Source organism: Chitinophaga vietnamensis, assembly GCF_902167635.1.
In the GTDB taxonomy this organism is placed as follows: domain Bacteria; phylum Bacteroidota; class Bacteroidia; order Chitinophagales; family Chitinophagaceae; genus Chitinophaga; species Chitinophaga vietnamensis.
The window spans coordinates 396,701-412,916 of the sequence record NZ_CABHMS010000003.1; the positions used below are offsets into that span (position 1 = coordinate 396,701).

Consider the following 16,216-nt stretch of genomic DNA (forward strand, 5'->3'; position numbering starts at 1 on the left):
ATTACTGACAATCAAAAAATAGAATGAATCGTAAGGTTTGGTCTGATTTTTACTTTTAGCCTAAATTATTTATGACCTCCTGCTGTCTGATCCAGTGCTGCTTTGAAGCCTTTTGCCAGTTTTTCTGCCGGACCAACTCCCCAGTAGTGGAGGAAGAAGATACGGGGTTGTTCATGCACCATATGATTATGTACTGCAACAACTTCAATCCCGTTTTCAATTAATGCTTTGATGACAGGCTCTACTTCATTTTCCAGCATGGTAAAATCACCGGCTACCGCGGCCTTTTCATCGGTACCCTGCCAGGCGGCCCAGGTATTGAATCCCATAAAGCTGCTTACGGGAATACCATGCTCCTGTAAGGCAACGTCTGGTCGTCCAATAGTATATTTATATACCCCTTTGGCCATCTCTCCCTTATGTCCGATAATGCTATCAAGACGGGCAATATTGATGGTATTCTGAACGCTGTCAGCCTTGCTCTCTTTGGGATCTTTACCTCTTACTTCTTTTACTTTGTCAAAGACGGCTTTTGCGCTGGCAGCAACCTTCTCTACTTTGCCGCTGCCATCTAATGTGCATATACATCACATTGGGATGATTCCGGACGAAGTGATTATGAATGGCAGTAATCGTTAAGCCCTGCCGTATTACTTCCTGTTGAACAGGCGCCAGGTCTGTTTCTGTAACAATAATGTCGCCCATTAACATAACGCTGTCCGCGCAGGGAGTGAATGCAGCCCAGCTTCCCAGTCCCATAGGAGGGATGATCTTAAACCCGTCTACTACTACATTGAGGTCATTCTGCGGGACGGTTATTTTATATTCCCCATTTTTCGCAGTTCCTTTCATGCCAGTCACCTCTTCAATCTTCTGAATATCCAGTTTGCTGCTTCCCGGCGGGCATAATATGTTGTTACGTTTGCTGCTGTCTGCATTGGTAGCAGTTTGGGAAGGATTATTACAGGCAGTAGCCAGTAATGCGACAATCGATGCCGATGTAAGAAGACACGAAACAGTGCGTTTCATAACAGATGTATTACAAGTTTAATATGATGCAAGCCAATGTTTAAAACCGCAATTTCCAGCTCTCAGGTACCAAAAAATAGAATGAAAAATAAGGTTTAGTCTGTTTTTTACTTTTTTGTCAGGTCTTTTTTAAAAGCGGAGGGACTCTTTCCTGTAAATTTCTTAAAAATCCGGGTAAAATGGCTTTGGTCCGAAAAGCCGGTGAGGTAAGCGATCTCCGTCAGGGTGTGATCGGTTGTACTTAGCAACTGAACTGCCTTATCTATCCGAAGTTTGCGGATATAGTCACCAAAGGAAAAGTCATCAAAGTATTTTGAGAACTCTCTGGATAGATAAGCTGGATGCACCTGAAGCGTTTCTGATATGCCTTTCAGGCTAAGGTTGAGGTTTGTATCAATCTGATCCTGTATGATTTCTTTCAGTTCTTTGGCCCAGCTAGGTATCTTTCGGCTATCCTGTTCATGCTGAAGGAATTTTTTGAAAATATCGATCAACTGATTTTCAAATGGCTGCTGAGTGTGTTTTACGTGCTGGAGATACTTGGCCCAGCTGTAAAGGGCATCATACAGCAGCATACCTTTTTCCAGTAAAGCCTGGTCGTCAGATTCATTATATGCTAACCCCGCGGAAATTGCCCACAAACCAGATGCCTGAGTGGCAAGGTCGTGGCGGTCTGTATCTGCGCCTCTCACGATAGGGGCCATTATCAAGACGGCAGGATCTTCTATATTGTGCTTTTTTATTATATAATCAAAGGTGCACTGGTCCTCATAATGGGTGTATTCAACGCCAGCGATATCAAAGGGGATAGCACCCTCAGTTTCTGCCCTGGAAAGTACCTGGTCAAAGGGTACATAAATGAACTCTGCATCCGCATCAACAAACCTTTTGATTAGCCACGGGCAAGCAATCCTGTCTATTTTAGGGCGTTCACGGGTGATCCATTTCATATTTTCAGCAGTAAGTGCTGCAATTTAGTGCTGTTTGGGCAATTTACTCACGACAGGGTGTTTTCAACGTATAAAAACCTGCATGAGGATCATTATTGCAGTCGATCCTCAGAAGGGCAGCGAATCGCCGACATCTTTTGTATCTACTACCGACTTAGACAAGTTCCCTTCTATTTTCTGAATGAACTTGATAGCATTGGCAATGGTATTAACAATAAGAAGGCTTTCATCATAATTTAAAAGCTGATTATCGTGTGCAAGACTTCTATTGTTACGAATATCATTAAACGCATCAAGTAAGTTAGTGGCGTAGCGTAATATTTTCTCTGTCATCGCCGATTCGATCAGTTTATTCTTGACGAGGTGAGTTACATACTTTCCATATATTGCATTTAGCGATTCGCTGTTAGTAAATGAGATATTGTGTTTCTGACAAAGTTCGCGTATATACCTGATCATGAAAGTATGTAGGCGGTCCAGCGCATGTTCAGGTTCGTTTTTTTTAATGCTATCGTGTATAGTCTTTTCAAGCGCTACAAAGTCTCTATCATCCGTGGTCGCTTTAATTGCATCAATATCCTGAACAATGCCACCACGCATAAGGCGTTCACATATTTTCTCGCATTCCGGATATAACCCCCATTCCTCTGGATTATCGAACTCGGTTATATACCCAGCTTGCACTTTGGCCTGCCAGTAATCAAGTAAGCCCTAAGCAGTTTACCTACTACATAGTCGGGCTCCTGTTTGAAAAAAGACCTTAGTCTATTTGCTTTTGAACCAGAAGCATAATTGTACTTCTGATCAAAAATATCTATTCCAACTGTATCCGCTATAAACTCCTGAAAGGTTCTATCAGAGAAATCAATAACGTACCCAGTAGGCATCCGTAGAAATTTCTCCAGTTTTGTTTTCTCTATAATAGATAATTCTGCCATTAAGGTCTTATTAATATTTCAAATATATGAATAATTATCCGGGGGTAGGATTTGATGGTGACTGAATGGGGAAATCTAATTTAATTCAATAAATTTGCCCTGATAGGGAGAAAGAGCGCATAAACGTTTAAAAACGTGTTTCTTTCATATCACGACACAATTTTGACACACTTTACTTGTAAGATATTGAAAACCAGACTATAAAGAATCCAGTTCTGGGCACGTAAAAGGCTTGTAAGTAATGGACTTACAAGCCTTTTTTAATATCAACAACCTCTCTGTGTGGAGCTCATTTATAAATATGTTATCATTCAGGTTGAAACAGACAATTGAGAAGGTCATTTACATTAATCTTCTCTAATTCAGTTATAGCCTGGATAATTTGTTCTGCGTTACTTGTCTTATATCTGGTAAGTCGTTTGAACTTATCTATAACTTCTTCCCATGATAAAGGATCTGTGTAGTATCCTTTATAACCGTCTTTTTCGCAGACAAATTCTTCACCGCTTTTCATCTTAATAACCATGCGGCATTTCAGTTGTTGGCTGTATGACACCGCTAACCACAGGTATTCCACCAGCGCCTAATCAAGGTTGCCCTTCACCGCCATTTGCACCATATATCTGACCATTTGCGTAGCTGGCGTCTGTAGCGGCCAACTGAACGTAGATTGATGCCAGCTCAGCGGGTTGACCAGGTCTGCCCAAGGGTGTTTGTCCTCCAAAGTTCTTTAGCTTTTCCTGTGTGGAACCGCCACTTACCTGTAAAGGCGTCCAAATAGGACCTGGAGCTACGCCATTCACCCTGATTCCTTTTGGGCCTAGTTGTTTGGCCAATGACTTAACGTAGTTCATCGTAGCGGCTTTCGTTTGTGCATAATCGTATAAATCTGGTGATGGATCATAAGCTTGGATAGAGGTGGTGCCTATTATACAGGAACCAGGCTTCAAATATGGCAATGCAGCTTTTATAATCCAGAATGGGGCATAAATATTTGTCTTCATCGTCCAGTCAAATTCTTCGGAACTGATATCAAGGATGGATTGTCTACTTTGCTGGCGTGCGGCGTTATTCACTACAATATCCAATCCGCCTAATCCTTCAACGGCTTTAGCTACTAACTTGGTGCAGAATGATTCTTCTCTCAGATCACCGGGAATCGCAACAGCTTTGCGACCTTCCGCTTTGATTAACGCAATAACTTCCTGTGCATCTGGCTCTTCACTTGGAAAATAATTGATTGCCACGTCTGCACCTTCACGTGCAAAAGCAATAGCCGCTGCTCGTCCCATACCGGAATCACCACCGGTTATTAACGCCTTGCGCCCTGTCAATCTACCTGAACCTTTATAACTTTTTTCGCCATGATCCGGCCTGGGGTTCATTTGACTCGCCAGCCCTGGCCATGTCTGTGATTGTTCCGGGAAAGGTGGTTTAGGATATTTGACAGTTGGATCTTCTAGCGATGAGTTAACTAAATTAGACTTATTCATTGCGAAAGTTTTGGTAAGTGGACTAATAGTGGCCAGAGCGAAACTCGCGCAAATCCCGTTGATTACGGTTCGTCTGCTCACAATGGCTTTATCATTGTCTTTAAAGACAGGGTTCAGGTTTTTCATAAGTGATATTTATTGTTTGTATCTTATTTCAAAACCCGTGCTTATATTTTTTTTCCGTGTGAAGGCCAATATCTTATTACCATTTCGCGGTCCCTGTAGAAATATATCGTCAACATTGGGTACAAACGCAGCGACACAGCCATATACAGCATCATGCATAGCAATCCTAAAAAATCAGAACATTCTCTTCCCTTGCCCAGCCTGCTTTCATAAGCCTCAAATTATCTTTGCAATAAAGTATCTTTATATTTACCTTTATAGTAAAGATAATTATGGCCAAAAGAAAATCAGAAAATGCGGCCGCTGCCTATATGCAAATGATGCGGCTTTTCATGCGGGTAAGCGCCGAGTGGACCAACGCAGCCGCGGATTCATTAGGCATCAACGCGACGGACCTGATTGCCGCGACTTACCTTGTCGATGCCGGACCAATGACCGCAGGCGAGCTTGCTAAAGTAATGGACATCACAACCGGGGCAATGACAATAGCCATCGACCGGCTCGTGCAGGCTGGCTTTGCCATCCGTGAAAATGACCCTCAGGATCGTAGAAAGGTGATCGTCAAATCTTTGGAATTGCCCGCGAAATTGCTTGCCATGCGTAAATCAATAGAGAAGCAATTGCACAAGATTTTTTCGCATTATACAGATGCGGAACTACTGCAAATGAGAACCCTGACGCAGCAGGTTACCGAGGTATTTGAAAAAGAGATCTTTCAACTCAAAAGAAGCCAACGATGATATTAGTGTTTCATTTTTTAATCTAAAACAAATGAACATGGACAGCAAAACAATAACAAGCATCGAATCGAAGAGCGCCGTTGCAGGTGCGGTGCCCTCACCGTTTGCAACGCTCATTTCAGCAGTTGCATCGGAAGATATGGCGACTGTTGAATCGCTACTGGCTGATCTTGTAGAATGGGATATGATGCCAACCAGTGAAATCGTTCACGGAAAGGACAAGGTTATGCAATGGCTCAAAACCGGCTCCGCCGACCAAAAGGAACCAGCTGTTATTACCGACCTCGCCGTTGGAAACTGGGGCGTTTTTGAATACTGGAATATTGGAACGGTTAGTAAAGAACTCATTGCATTTGGTAATGAGGAAAAATGGCCCTGGCCAGTAGACCCGAACAGACTGGTTGGTCAAAAATACAAGGTCGCTCAATGTTTCCTGTGGAGACTGGACGCAGCTGGTAAAATAGATCTCATCCGCCAATATCTTGACACCAGAAGTGTTTGGACCCAATTCAAATAATGAAGGCCGCGAGTAGCCATTTCAAAGGCATCCATCAAATCAAACGAGCCATTGCTACGCCAATGGCTCATTGATATTCATTGAAAAATATCGCCGCTACTTCACAAATCACTACCAGCGCATATAAGAGCCATGCCTGCGGCTTCATGCCCATCCTGAAAAGCAGGTAAGTGGGGATCATGTAAATCAGGAATTTGAAAATTACAATGTAAGGCAGTTTCAGTCTCCTGGAAGCAGTTGGCGCTGCCCATACGCCCCACAATACGATGATGAATACGAGCAAACCTGCCGCCACTGCGTATTTCAGCCAGGGGGTAACTATGATTTTGAAAGGAGCATACACGGCCACAAACAGCATAATGAGTTCCAGTGAAAATGCCAGTAAACGATTGAGTGATTTAAGCACGAACATTTGATAACAGGATTTAGTAGATAGAAAATCTGAGGGATATGTTAGCCCCGCCTGCGCTCTAAAGTATGGAAATTTATCACAAAAAATAAATAGGCCTGGTACTGGTACTGCGTAATAAGCTGTGCAGCTACGGAATTAAATGCTTATTTTAGTGTAATGCCAATTTTGTAGCCACGTTACTCATGAAGAGATTTATTAACATCAATCAATCCAAGCTGCGTTTCTTCGCCAAAGTATTGTTCCTTGCCTTTGCCATCCTTTTTGCAGGGCTGTATGTTATTCCTATAGCACACAGGCCCACAGCGCTTTTGCTGGTATTACTGCATTTTGGCCTGACGGCGCTCGCCACTGTTATAGCAGTCCTGATCATACTCCTTGGCGGCTATGAGGCCTACCGCCGGCAGCAGGCGCAATTTGCCAGCCCTTTTCTGGCGCCCTTGCTGGCGAAATACCGCTTTCAGCCCCTTGTAACGGACCCCGGTAACAATTGGGCGCTTAGTGGCGAAATGATGGCCGGCTGCATTGAATCTTATCCAGTTGCGATCTATAGCACCCTTGAAAAGCCCGCCATCGTACATGTGGCTATCCTGGTGGATCTTTCGCGGCACGACTTACAACATTATACATCGTTGCAACAAACCCTCGCCCAATATAAATTTCAGCTTGCCTTTAGTTGTGTGCTCAGGTCGGGATACCTGCATGAAAAGATGAATGAGGAGATCGTGCTGATGCTGGACCTGACCCGGCGAATGCAGCTACAGCCTTCGCCGGTGGCGGACTACCACACGGTTATGATGTAGTTTTCTATCTTCAGGAAATATAAAATAAAACTTTATGACTGCCCCGCGTATTGAATGCAATAAACTTTTTCCTACACTGCTCGTAGAGGATATCATGACCGCTGTTGATTTCTATACCAACAAGCTGGGCTTCAAGCTGCGCTTCACCTGGGGCGATCCGCCCACCTATGCAGGCGTGGACCTGGGAGAGGTAACCGTACATCTTGCGAAAGGGGAACAAAGCCACCGGGGCTTTGCCGAAGTGAATTTTATCGTGGACGATGCAGATGAGTTATATGCCTTTCATCTTGCACAGGGCCTGCAAATATTAACGCCTATCGGCGACCGTGATTACGGTATCCGCGACTATGGCCTGGAAGATCCTTATGGTAACCTCATTGGCTTTGGGCATTATATCTATACGCAAGGGCCGCCGGTGAAGATCGAGCGCGTAGAAGTGCCGGTACGCCTGGAAAAGCGGCTGGCAGCACTGTTGCAGGACCTGGCAGACCACAAGCACATGAGCGTGTCGGCCTGCCTGGAAGAAACCCTGCTCCACACTTTCGAGCGTGTAGGCGATACCGTAGCCAGCCCCCATACCACCCGCACACTTGACTATATCCAGGAGCTGAAGAAAAAACACGGTATCGACTACGACACGCACGATAGCTATCGCTTTGTGGAATAGCCTGCGCTATTTCAATTTCATTTTAGAAGAATCTGCAAACGAGGCCTTCATCTGCTGTATACGCCCGATGATAGCGCCGATGGTTTGTTTGTCCTGCGCAAAGGCATCCTGCATGCCTGAAGGCAGGTTATTGTAATAATTGAGTTGCTGGTTGCAGTCGCGCAGCACATCATTCGCGATGGCATTACCTTTTTCCGTGTTGCCTGCGATAAAGTAAGCGTAGGCATACTGCATGGAGGTGATGTTATGCCCGCCGCCATCGTTGGATACCATGCCATAGGGCAGGGTAGCGGATGGCAGCATCTGGTAGCCGTGATCCAGCACTTTGAGCGCGGAATCTTTCCTGCCTTCAGCCGCCAGTGTAACGCCAAGGGTGGCGAAGCTCCTGCGGATATTGAGCAATATGCGGCGGCCGTTCTCATCGAAATAAGTACCTGGGTATTGTGCGCCTCCGAAACGGAATTTGGTCATGAGGTTTTCGTACATCAAACCGGTGTTCACGTTGAAATCGGCGCTGGAATCACGCGCAATGGGCACCAGGCGGTAAGTGAGGCCTTCCTGCCGCATGTAGTTGTTCAAGCCAAGGCCGAAAGGTTGTGAGAAATAGATCGGCCGTTGCCAGTTGTTGGCCGCAATGATATTGAGTTCGGCGAGATCATTTTTAGCAAGGCCATTACCCGGCACGGTGAAATTTACCTGCGACAGGATACGGCTGCTATCCTTCGCCAACACCGTACCATTTGCCAGCACAGTTGATTTATTTACCGGCAGGAAAAACTGGTGTGTCGGGAAATAATTGATTGCATCGCCGGTAGCGGTCTGTAATTTATTCTTATCATCTCCCATAAATGCCATGATCTCATTCAGGTCGAAATAGCGATCCTGCGGGATGTTGCCGGGATTATAGAAGGGGAGATAATTGCGGTTGTCGCCGAGATATTTATCAGGCGTCCAGCTGAAAGGCACAGGCGCGCTCTGATTGATCTTGCGTTGCAGCTGGTTGATATCCCAGTCGGAGCCGATGAGGCTCGTCACGCTCACACGCACATCCGGCCGGATATTTTCCACTTCCTGTGCGTACCACAATGGATAGGTGTCGTTATCGCCACCGGTGAAGAGGATGGCGTCTTTTGCGCAGGAGTTGAGATAGTCGGAGGCGGCATCGCGGGCCAATGATTTCATAGAGCGATCGTGATCGTTCCATTCCTGCGCGGCCATGAGCGTTGGCACGGCCAGCAGGCACACTACGCCGGCGCTGAGCGCGGCTGTTTTACCAGGCAGTTTTTTCTGTATCAGGTCATACACGTACAATACGCCTAATCCTATCCAGATGGCGAAAGCATAGAAAGAACCGACGTAAGAGTAGTCTCTTTCCCTGGGCTGCGGGCCGTATTGGTTGAGGTAAAGTATGATGGCGATACCTGTAAAGAAATACAACAGGAACACCACTATCATGTTGTGCCGGTCGCGCTTCCATTGATACACCATGCCCAGGATGCCCAATAGCAGCGGTAGCATGAAGAGCGTGTTATGTGCTTTGTTGTTTTTAAGCGTGTCGGGCAAGAGACTTTGATCGCCCAGGCGCACATTGTCGATGAATGGAATGCCCGATATCCAGTTACCATCGCGTGCATTGCCGAGGCCCTGAAGGTCGTTCTGCCGGCCGGCGAAATTCCACATAAAGTAGCGCCAGTACATCCAGTTGAACTGATAGGTGAACAGGAATCGCATATGATCACCGAACGAAGGTTTCTCGCCAGGGGCAAGGCCTAGCCAGGATTGATAGAAGTCTACATTGCCGGTGGTGTTATCGCTGTTCCAGGCGCGCGTGAAGAGGTGGATATCATCGGGATTGTAATCGTATTCGAATTTCTTCCCCACCACATCATATTTACCGGTCTGGGTATTTTTATAATAGATGTTGCCTTTATCTTTTGTGCCGGTAGGTTTAGCGGTAAAGTCAGGCCCGCTGAGTATCGGCCAGGAGCCGTATTGGGAGCGGTCCAGATAAGCCACCAGTTCAATCGGGTTGTTCACCTGTTGCATATTGATAGCAGGATTGGCATTGGCGCGAATGAGGATCATGAAATAGGAAGAATACCCGATGAGGATGAAGGTGAAGCACCAGAGGGCCAGTTGGAGGAAGTATTTCCTTTTTCTTTGTGCGTATCGGATGCCGAAAAATATCAGCACGGCCAGCAGCAGGATGGCGAAGATGGCGCCGGAGTTGAAGGGCAGGCCGAAGTCGTTCACAAAGCGGAGATCGAACCAGCCGATGATCTTTACAATATCCTGTATCACCAGTATCTGAACGACGCCGGTGAGCGCGCATGCCACCAGGAAGGCCAGCAGTGCGCCTTTGCGGGAATATTTATAACGACGGAAATAGTAGGTCATCACGATGGCGGGGATGCTGAGCAGGCTAAGCAGGTGCACACCGATCGACAGGCCGATGAGATAAGCGATCAACAATATCCAGCGGTCGGCATAGCGGTCGTCGGCCTGCTCTTCCCATTTGAGGATGGCCCAGAACACCATGGAGATGAAGAGGGGCGATACGCCGAATACGATGCCTTCCACAGCGGAGAACCAGAAGGAGTCGGAGAAGGTAAAGGCCAGTGCGCCGGTGGCGCCGGCGGCGATAACGGCGATGGCCTGTGTGCTGGTGAGTGATCCGTCTTTCTGTTGCAGCAGGCGGCGGCCCATGTGGGTGATGGTCCAGAAGAGGAACAGGATGGTGAAGCCGCTACTGAGCGACGATAACAGGTTTACCTGTTGTGCCGCATGGGCATTGGGTCCTACGGCATCCCAGCTACCGCCGAAGAAGACGATGAACAACCTGCCGAGCATGATGAATAAGGGTGCTCCCGGGGGATGCGATATCTGGAGTTTATAAGCGCAGGGAATAAATTCTCCGCAATCCCAGAAACTGGCGGTGGCTTCGCGCGTGGAAATGTACACCGAGCAGGCGATCAGGCAGATGATCCATCCTGCTATGTTATTCATCTTTTTAAAGTTGTTCATTCTCGGATATTGTATCCGTTAAATTTAGGGGAGATTCCGCAAATAAGATGTTAAAAAAACGCCTGCAGTTTTAATACTGCAGGCGTTGTGAATTTACCGTTGGGTAGTGTTGCCATTAGCGTCCACTATGATTGTCTCTTCCATTCCATTCCCGTTTTTGATGGTACGTACTACATATCCATCATTGCCATTGGTACATTTGATCCGGGTGATATCGTAAAGATCCGCTCCGTACATGCTGTTCAGCTTATTGGTCACATCATCAGGTATCCAGTCTTCATGTACCGGCAATGCTGCTTTTACCAGCACGGTACTGTCGGCGTTAACAGGCTTCTGGGCATTACATGCCGGCCTGTAATAGATGCTGCCTGCGGCTACAACCATGCAAGTGATGCCGAGGCAAATGATCATCTTTTTCATGGCGTACGATTTATGTGAATAGGTAATGATGGAACCACAATTAGCTTACCAGAATGAAGCGGGCTATGCGTTGGAGGGAGAGGGCTTTAATAATGTTTTAATGAAGTTTTGACAATTCGCCGATAATACTTCCTTACATTTACCCCTATAAAACCATCATCGATGAAAACAGGATTTATAGGACTCGGAAACCTCGGCATTGCCATCGCAGAAAACCTGCTCGCCCGCCAACAACCATTATACGTTTATAACCGCACCGCTTCTAAAGCACAGCTGCTGATAGAGAAAGGGGCTATCGTCTGTTCGTCGGTACAGGAGCTCGCGGCGCAATGCGATGTGGTGTTTACCATTGTATCAGATGATGCCGCGCTGAATCATATTACAATGGGCGCTGAAGGGATCGCATCGCACCTGCGCAAGGGTGGTATTCATATATCGCTGAGCACTATTTTGCCGGCTACTGCTACGGCGCTGCATCAGCTGCATTCGCAGCATGGCAGCGAGTATATCGCCTGCCCGGTAATGGGCCGGCCGGATGTAGCGCGTGCCCGTAAAATTAATTTCCTGGTATCTGGCCATCATGAAAGCATTCAGCAGATAAAGCCTTTGTTAGAGCAGGCCGGGGCAGTGAACGTATGGGAATTTGGCGATGCGCCGGGCGCTGCCAACGTAGCGAAGCTGTGCAGTAACTATCTCGTGATCACCGCCATGGAGGCCATTGCAGAGAGCGTGAACCTGGCAAAGCGCAGTAACATTGATACGGCCTTATGGATGCAGATGCTCACACAAACTTATTTCAATGCGCCGGTGTATATCAATTACAGCGCATTGATCATGAAAGAAGCGTTTCTGCCGGCAGGCTTCAGCTTGCAGCTGGGCTTGAAAGATATGAACCTTATCCTGCAGCAGGCCGGTACCGTGAATGCCCGCATGCCGGTAGGGCACCAGGTGCAGTCTTTGTTGCAGCAATCGCTCGCAGCAGGACTGGGAGATCATGATATAACAGCAGTTGCTAAAACAATCGGAGAAAGCAGCAAGGCATGATCATTCAATCACTCGCACCTATCAAAGGAAATCCGGTAGCGCATTGGGGCCACAACGGTTATCGCTCACAACAGCGATACGATGTGGCCCTTGAAAAATATGCAGACGGCTTTTTGTTCCGCTTGCAACTCCGCCAGCTGGAAAACCCTTATATCAAAACATGGGTCACAACGGAAGATGATATCGAAGGCTATAATGAGGTGATCCTGGAAGGACATTCTGCAGGTATTTTTGAAGATGATAAATTGATCGCTATGATCATCTGCGGATACCGCGAATGGAATAACAGTTTCTTTGTAGATAATTTGCTGGTGGCTGAAAGCTTTCGTGGCAGAGGCCTTGGACGGCAGCTCATGCAATATGTGATCGACCGCGCCACACAGCTGCAATGCAGGCTGGTAGAGCTGGAAACGCAAAATACCAATGTGCCCGCCATTCACTTTTATCAACAGATGGGTTTTAATATTGCAGGTATACACACACGCCTATACGAAAAAGATAATGAACATGAAGTTGCCTTGTTCATGACACGTGATGTGTAAATGGTTTTATCATGTTATAAAATCTTGTTTAAATATTTTGATGGCGTTTTATAATTTCTAATTTTGCCATCGTAGTCCTGTGCCTATGAATGAATTGGATTCAGTTAGCCCAAGTAGGACTATGTAGCATTTGTGAAAAAAATATTTGTACTGACATTATTATCCCTATTGATCTTGCGTGCTGTAGCACAAGTAAAGCAACTGCCTGGCGAGCATTACTCCGGCGATACACTACATTTCTACCTGCATGGTAATGGTTGTAAAGTAATGATGCCTGTTCCGGTTGCCTTGTACGAAGGACCACGCGGAGATACGCGCTTGCCGAAGATCAGGCAGCGACTGCCCAAAGCAGCGCCTGTAGCGGCACATCAGCCTTTTCTTACCATACATGGTAATGTTACCTATGATGGTTTTTATCAGTCCAATACCGATACGCCTTACCTCGAAAAAGACATCTATCAACATACACTACAAACAAACCTGGATATCACGATCAGGGATCAGTATCCATTACATCTTTCTTTCAGTACCAGCAAAGGTAATTCGATGTTGTACCGCAACCTCACCGGTTTGAACCTGCGATACAGCAACCGCGATTTCAAGCAGATGCTGATGAACAAAGCCGCTGCCTGGGATGCCGGCAAACTCAAACAACTCCGGGAACTGGATAGCATCAAAGGGATGCTGGAAAATAAATGGGATGAGCTGAACCGCCTCCGGGCCTGGTTCAACGCACCACAGCAGGTGCAACGACTGATAGAAGCCAAGGAACACGACTACCGCAATGAAGCCACCAGCAAGATTCCTGCCTGGGAACGCCCGCTGGTGAAATGGCCTTATGTGTTCCCCGCATCTAAAAGGGAAGCGCCGGACAACGACAGCGCACTGCTGCGTTTCAAGGAAGAGTATGCGCGCCGCCAGCAACAGCTGGATTCTATGCAGCGCATCTATGGCAGCCTGGAAAAGCTCTTGCAAAAGAAACAACTGGCCTATGGCAAACGTAAATCCACCCTGCTGGACGCCTTGAAGAACAGCCGTAATGATGAAGAACTGAGCGCCCGCCTGTCGGACATGAACCTGCCCGACAGCCTGCTGCCAAAGGGTTACAAGGCTTTGCTGGCCGTCCGCTCTTTCGGCATCGGCAGAACGATGGTGGATTATTCAGAACTTACGGCCAAGAATATCAGCATCACCGGCGTACAGGCGGAGCTGAATCCCGGATGGTACCTCGCTTTCGCTACCGGCGCGGTAGATTACCGTTTCCGCGACTACGTAGTGAATGCTGTGCGCCCGCGTCAATACCTCAATATCGTGCGCGCAGGATTTGGCTTGAAAGATGGCAACAATATCATCCTGTCTTACTATACCGGGAAAAAGCAAGTCTATAATTTCAATACCGGCCCGGGAGGCAGCACTACTAATAATATCCTGCCAGACACCCGTATCATGGGCCTGTCGCTGGAAGGCAAATGGCAGATCAGCAAGCATCACTATATCATAGGAGAGGTAGCGAAGTCTTCGATGCCTTACTACGCCCGCGCCGCGGAGCATGAAGGCCTTGGCAGCAGCATGCTGCATTTTGGCCATCATTCCAATGAAGCGCTTGCGCTGTCTGCATTCTCCTATCTACCGGTAACGGATACACGTATTTCAGGGATGTACAAATTGATGGGGGCCGACTTTCAATCCTTCAGCCTCTATGCGTCCGGCGCAGAGCAGATCGCCTGGATGGTGAAAGTAGAGCAGCCTTTCTTCCGGAAACAGTTGCTGCTAACGGGATCGGTTAAACGAAATACTTATAACAGCGTGTTTGATCAGTCCAGCTTCAACAGCAGCACGGTTTTCAAGAGCATACAGGCCACCTTCAGAAGGAAACGCTGGCCGGTGCTGTCGGTAGGATACTTCCCTTCTTCCCAGCTAACCAAGATCAGCGAAGGGAAATACATGGAGAACATGTTCTATACCCTGATGGGTACCGCTACGCATTCGTATAGCGTCCGTGGTTTGAGCATGAACACGATGTTCTCCGGCACAAGATTTTACAATCACCAGGCAGACAGCAATTTTGTGTATTTCAATAGTACCAACCTGCAACTGAACCACACGGTGTTTGCCGGGAAGTTTGTGCTGAACGGCGGGCTGTCGTCCGCTACCAACACGGATTACGCGCTGTACGGCGCCGATGGCAATGTGCAGTACCGGGTGAACAGCTGGCTGGAGATCGGCGGTGGCGCTAAATATAATTATCAAACAAAGTTCCGTGATGAGCAGATCGGGTATTCAGGCAATGCGCGCCTGAACATCCCGAAGGTGGGCGAGTTTATTGTGATGGCCGACAAAGGCTTTATACCCGGCGTTAACAAGCAGCTGGTACCCAATAAAACGGGCCGGCTTACCTATACCAGGATATTTTAATTATTGTTTATGAAGAGGACCCTATACCTCGTACTGTTATTGTATTGTTTTCGTGCAGGCGCACAAGTGAGTATGACCGTGCAGCTGCCTTCCACCGGCGTGTTGCAGAAGGCGCAGCTCTGGAACATCGTGCTGGTATCATCGGCATCGTACCCTGTTACCGCAAGGATCACCATGCGTTTGATGGACGCCACTACCAACCAGCCTTTGCTCACCGGTCTTACCCGTGAAGTAACGCTTACGCGCGGCGCACGGCAATTGCAGGCCGGCGATCTGATGCCGGTGCAATATGAGTACCTGAGCAGCGCCATCGACCGGAACCCGGATGCCATGCTGCCTGCAGGCAATTACCTCGCCTGTTACAGTATGATACTTTCTTCCAACAAAGACAACCAGGGAGGAGAAGATTGCATTCCATTTGTAGTGGAGCCCATGAGCCCGCCCATGCTCAATACGCCTGCCAATCAGAGCGTGGTGGAGGGCGCCCAGCCACAGTTCACCTGGCTGCCGCCGGCGCCGCTCAATATGTTCACCGACCTTAATTACGATATGGTGGTGACCAATGTGAGAGAAGGGCAATCGCCGCAGGAGGCCATCCAGCAGAACATCCCGCTGTATCGCGGTACCTGGCTGAAACATGTTTTTACCAACTATCCTTCCGGCGCGCCCAGGTTAGATACCGGCGTCGTATATGCGTGGACGGTAACCGCCCGCAATGGCCGCCTGTTTGCCGCACAAACCGAGGTATGGACCTTCAAAGTAAATGGACCACGCAAAGCTTCCATCGACAGCGCCGGGGCCTATGTGCAGCTCCGCAAGGAACTGGATGGCGCCGTGATCAAAGGTGGCGACGTAGTACAGGTAGAATATATCAATGATGCCGACGATAAATCCTTGCCCTATGAATTATTATCAATGGAAGATAACCGCGCAATGTACAGCGGCACTGTAACGCTGGCGAGAGGCGCCAACCGCCTGAATATCCCTGTGGGCAAGCGTGCTGGCCTATCAAGAGGAAAAGTATATCTCCTGCGCCTGCATAACTCACGCAATGAGTACTGGCAGATAAAATTTATGTACATACAGGATTGATCCAAAG

General features: G+C 47.6%; 16 protein-coding genes. 8 read left to right on the plus strand and 8 right to left on the minus strand.

The annotated features are described in order from the left end of the window. Positions 1-65: 65 nt before the first annotated feature. From FPG75_RS26220 to FPG75_RS09785, 5 genes are all read right to left on the minus strand, one after another. Positions 66-410 carry a DUF1259 domain-containing protein gene (locus FPG75_RS26220; RefSeq protein WP_236652753.1) on the minus strand — a complete coding sequence of 115 codons (345 nt, stop codon included), beginning with the start codon at positions 408-410 and terminating at the stop codon, positions 66-68. Positions 411-519: 109 nt separating this feature from the next. After that, positions 520-1,029 (minus strand): DUF1259 domain-containing protein, encoded by a 510-nt coding sequence (locus tag FPG75_RS26225; protein ID WP_236652754.1) that lies wholly within the window; start codon positions 1,027-1,029, stop codon positions 520-522. Between the two features lie 107 nt (positions 1,030-1,136). Beyond that, entirely contained in the window at positions 1,137-1,979 is an 843-nt protein-coding gene (locus FPG75_RS09775; protein ID WP_143306595.1) for a chromate resistance protein ChrB domain-containing protein, read from the minus strand. Positions 1,980-2,087: 108 nt separating this feature from the next. Further along, on the minus strand, positions 2,088-2,579 hold the full coding sequence (locus FPG75_RS09780) for an abortive infection family protein (RefSeq protein ID WP_143306596.1): 492 nt from the start codon (positions 2,577-2,579) through the stop codon (positions 2,088-2,090). A gap of 925 nt (positions 2,580-3,504) precedes the next feature. Further along, positions 3,505-4,536: an SDR family oxidoreductase gene (locus FPG75_RS09785; protein WP_201747928.1), complete on the minus strand. Its 1,032-nt coding sequence runs from the start codon at positions 4,534-4,536 to the stop codon at positions 3,505-3,507. Between the two features lie 272 nt (positions 4,537-4,808). On the opposite strand from FPG75_RS09785, the gene FPG75_RS09790 reads away from it, so the two are divergent. Together FPG75_RS09790 and FPG75_RS09795 are read left to right on the plus strand one after the other, a co-directional pair. Then, on the plus strand, positions 4,809-5,276 hold the full coding sequence (locus tag FPG75_RS09790; protein WP_143306597.1) for a MarR family winged helix-turn-helix transcriptional regulator: 468 nt from the start codon (positions 4,809-4,811) through the stop codon (positions 5,274-5,276). A gap of 37 nt (positions 5,277-5,313) precedes the next feature. Next, complete coding sequence (locus FPG75_RS09795) at positions 5,314-5,793, plus strand: nuclear transport factor 2 family protein (protein WP_161596742.1); 480 nt, start codon at positions 5,314-5,316, stop codon at positions 5,791-5,793. A gap of 67 nt (positions 5,794-5,860) precedes the next feature. Here the strand turns inward: FPG75_RS09795 and FPG75_RS09800 are convergent, their stop codons facing one another. Continuing rightward, complete coding sequence (locus FPG75_RS09800) at positions 5,861-6,205, minus strand: YrdB family protein (RefSeq protein ID WP_143306599.1); 345 nt, start codon at positions 6,203-6,205, stop codon at positions 5,861-5,863. A gap of 182 nt (positions 6,206-6,387) precedes the next feature. Here FPG75_RS09800 and FPG75_RS09805 point away from each other — a divergent pair, with 182 nt between their 5' ends. Continuing rightward, positions 6,388-7,005 (plus strand): hypothetical protein, encoded by a 618-nt coding sequence (locus FPG75_RS09805; RefSeq protein WP_143306600.1) that lies wholly within the window; start codon positions 6,388-6,390, stop codon positions 7,003-7,005. 34 nt (positions 7,006-7,039) lie between these two features. Then, a complete protein-coding gene (locus FPG75_RS09810; RefSeq protein WP_143306601.1) occupies positions 7,040-7,672 on the plus strand; it encodes a VOC family protein in 633 nt (210 codons plus the stop codon). Positions 7,673-7,678: 6 nt separating this feature from the next. On the opposite strand, the gene FPG75_RS09815 is transcribed toward FPG75_RS09810, so the two are convergent. Together FPG75_RS09815 and FPG75_RS09820 are read right to left on the minus strand one after the other, a co-directional pair. Next, positions 7,679-10,678 (minus strand): glycosyltransferase family 117 protein, encoded by a 3,000-nt coding sequence (locus FPG75_RS09815; protein ID WP_161596743.1) that lies wholly within the window; start codon positions 10,676-10,678, stop codon positions 7,679-7,681. Positions 10,679-10,789: 111 nt separating this feature from the next. Beyond that, positions 10,790-11,116 carry a hypothetical protein gene (locus FPG75_RS09820; RefSeq protein ID WP_143306603.1) on the minus strand — a complete coding sequence of 109 codons (327 nt, stop codon included), beginning with the start codon at positions 11,114-11,116 and terminating at the stop codon, positions 10,790-10,792. 162 nt (positions 11,117-11,278) lie between these two features. Between FPG75_RS09820 and FPG75_RS09825 the strand changes: the two genes are divergently transcribed. The 4 genes from FPG75_RS09825 to FPG75_RS09840 all read left to right on the plus strand — a co-directional run bounded on the left by FPG75_RS09825 (position 11,279) and on the right by FPG75_RS09840 (position 16,209). After that, a complete protein-coding gene (locus FPG75_RS09825; protein ID WP_143306604.1) occupies positions 11,279-12,160 on the plus strand; it encodes an NAD(P)-dependent oxidoreductase in 882 nt (293 codons plus the stop codon). Next, complete coding sequence (locus FPG75_RS09830) at positions 12,157-12,702, plus strand: GNAT family N-acetyltransferase (protein WP_143306605.1); 546 nt, start codon at positions 12,157-12,159, stop codon at positions 12,700-12,702. The genes FPG75_RS09825 and FPG75_RS09830 overlap by 4 nt, the downstream gene beginning before the upstream one ends. 174 nt (positions 12,703-12,876) lie before the next feature. Beyond that, a complete protein-coding gene (locus FPG75_RS09835; protein ID WP_143306606.1) occupies positions 12,877-15,117 on the plus strand; it encodes a hypothetical protein in 2,241 nt (746 codons plus the stop codon). A 9-nt stretch (positions 15,118-15,126) separates the two neighbouring features. Further along, positions 15,127-16,209 carry a hypothetical protein gene (locus tag FPG75_RS09840; RefSeq protein ID WP_143306607.1) on the plus strand — a complete coding sequence of 361 codons (1,083 nt, stop codon included), beginning with the start codon at positions 15,127-15,129 and terminating at the stop codon, positions 16,207-16,209. Positions 16,210-16,216: the final 7 nt, after the last annotated feature.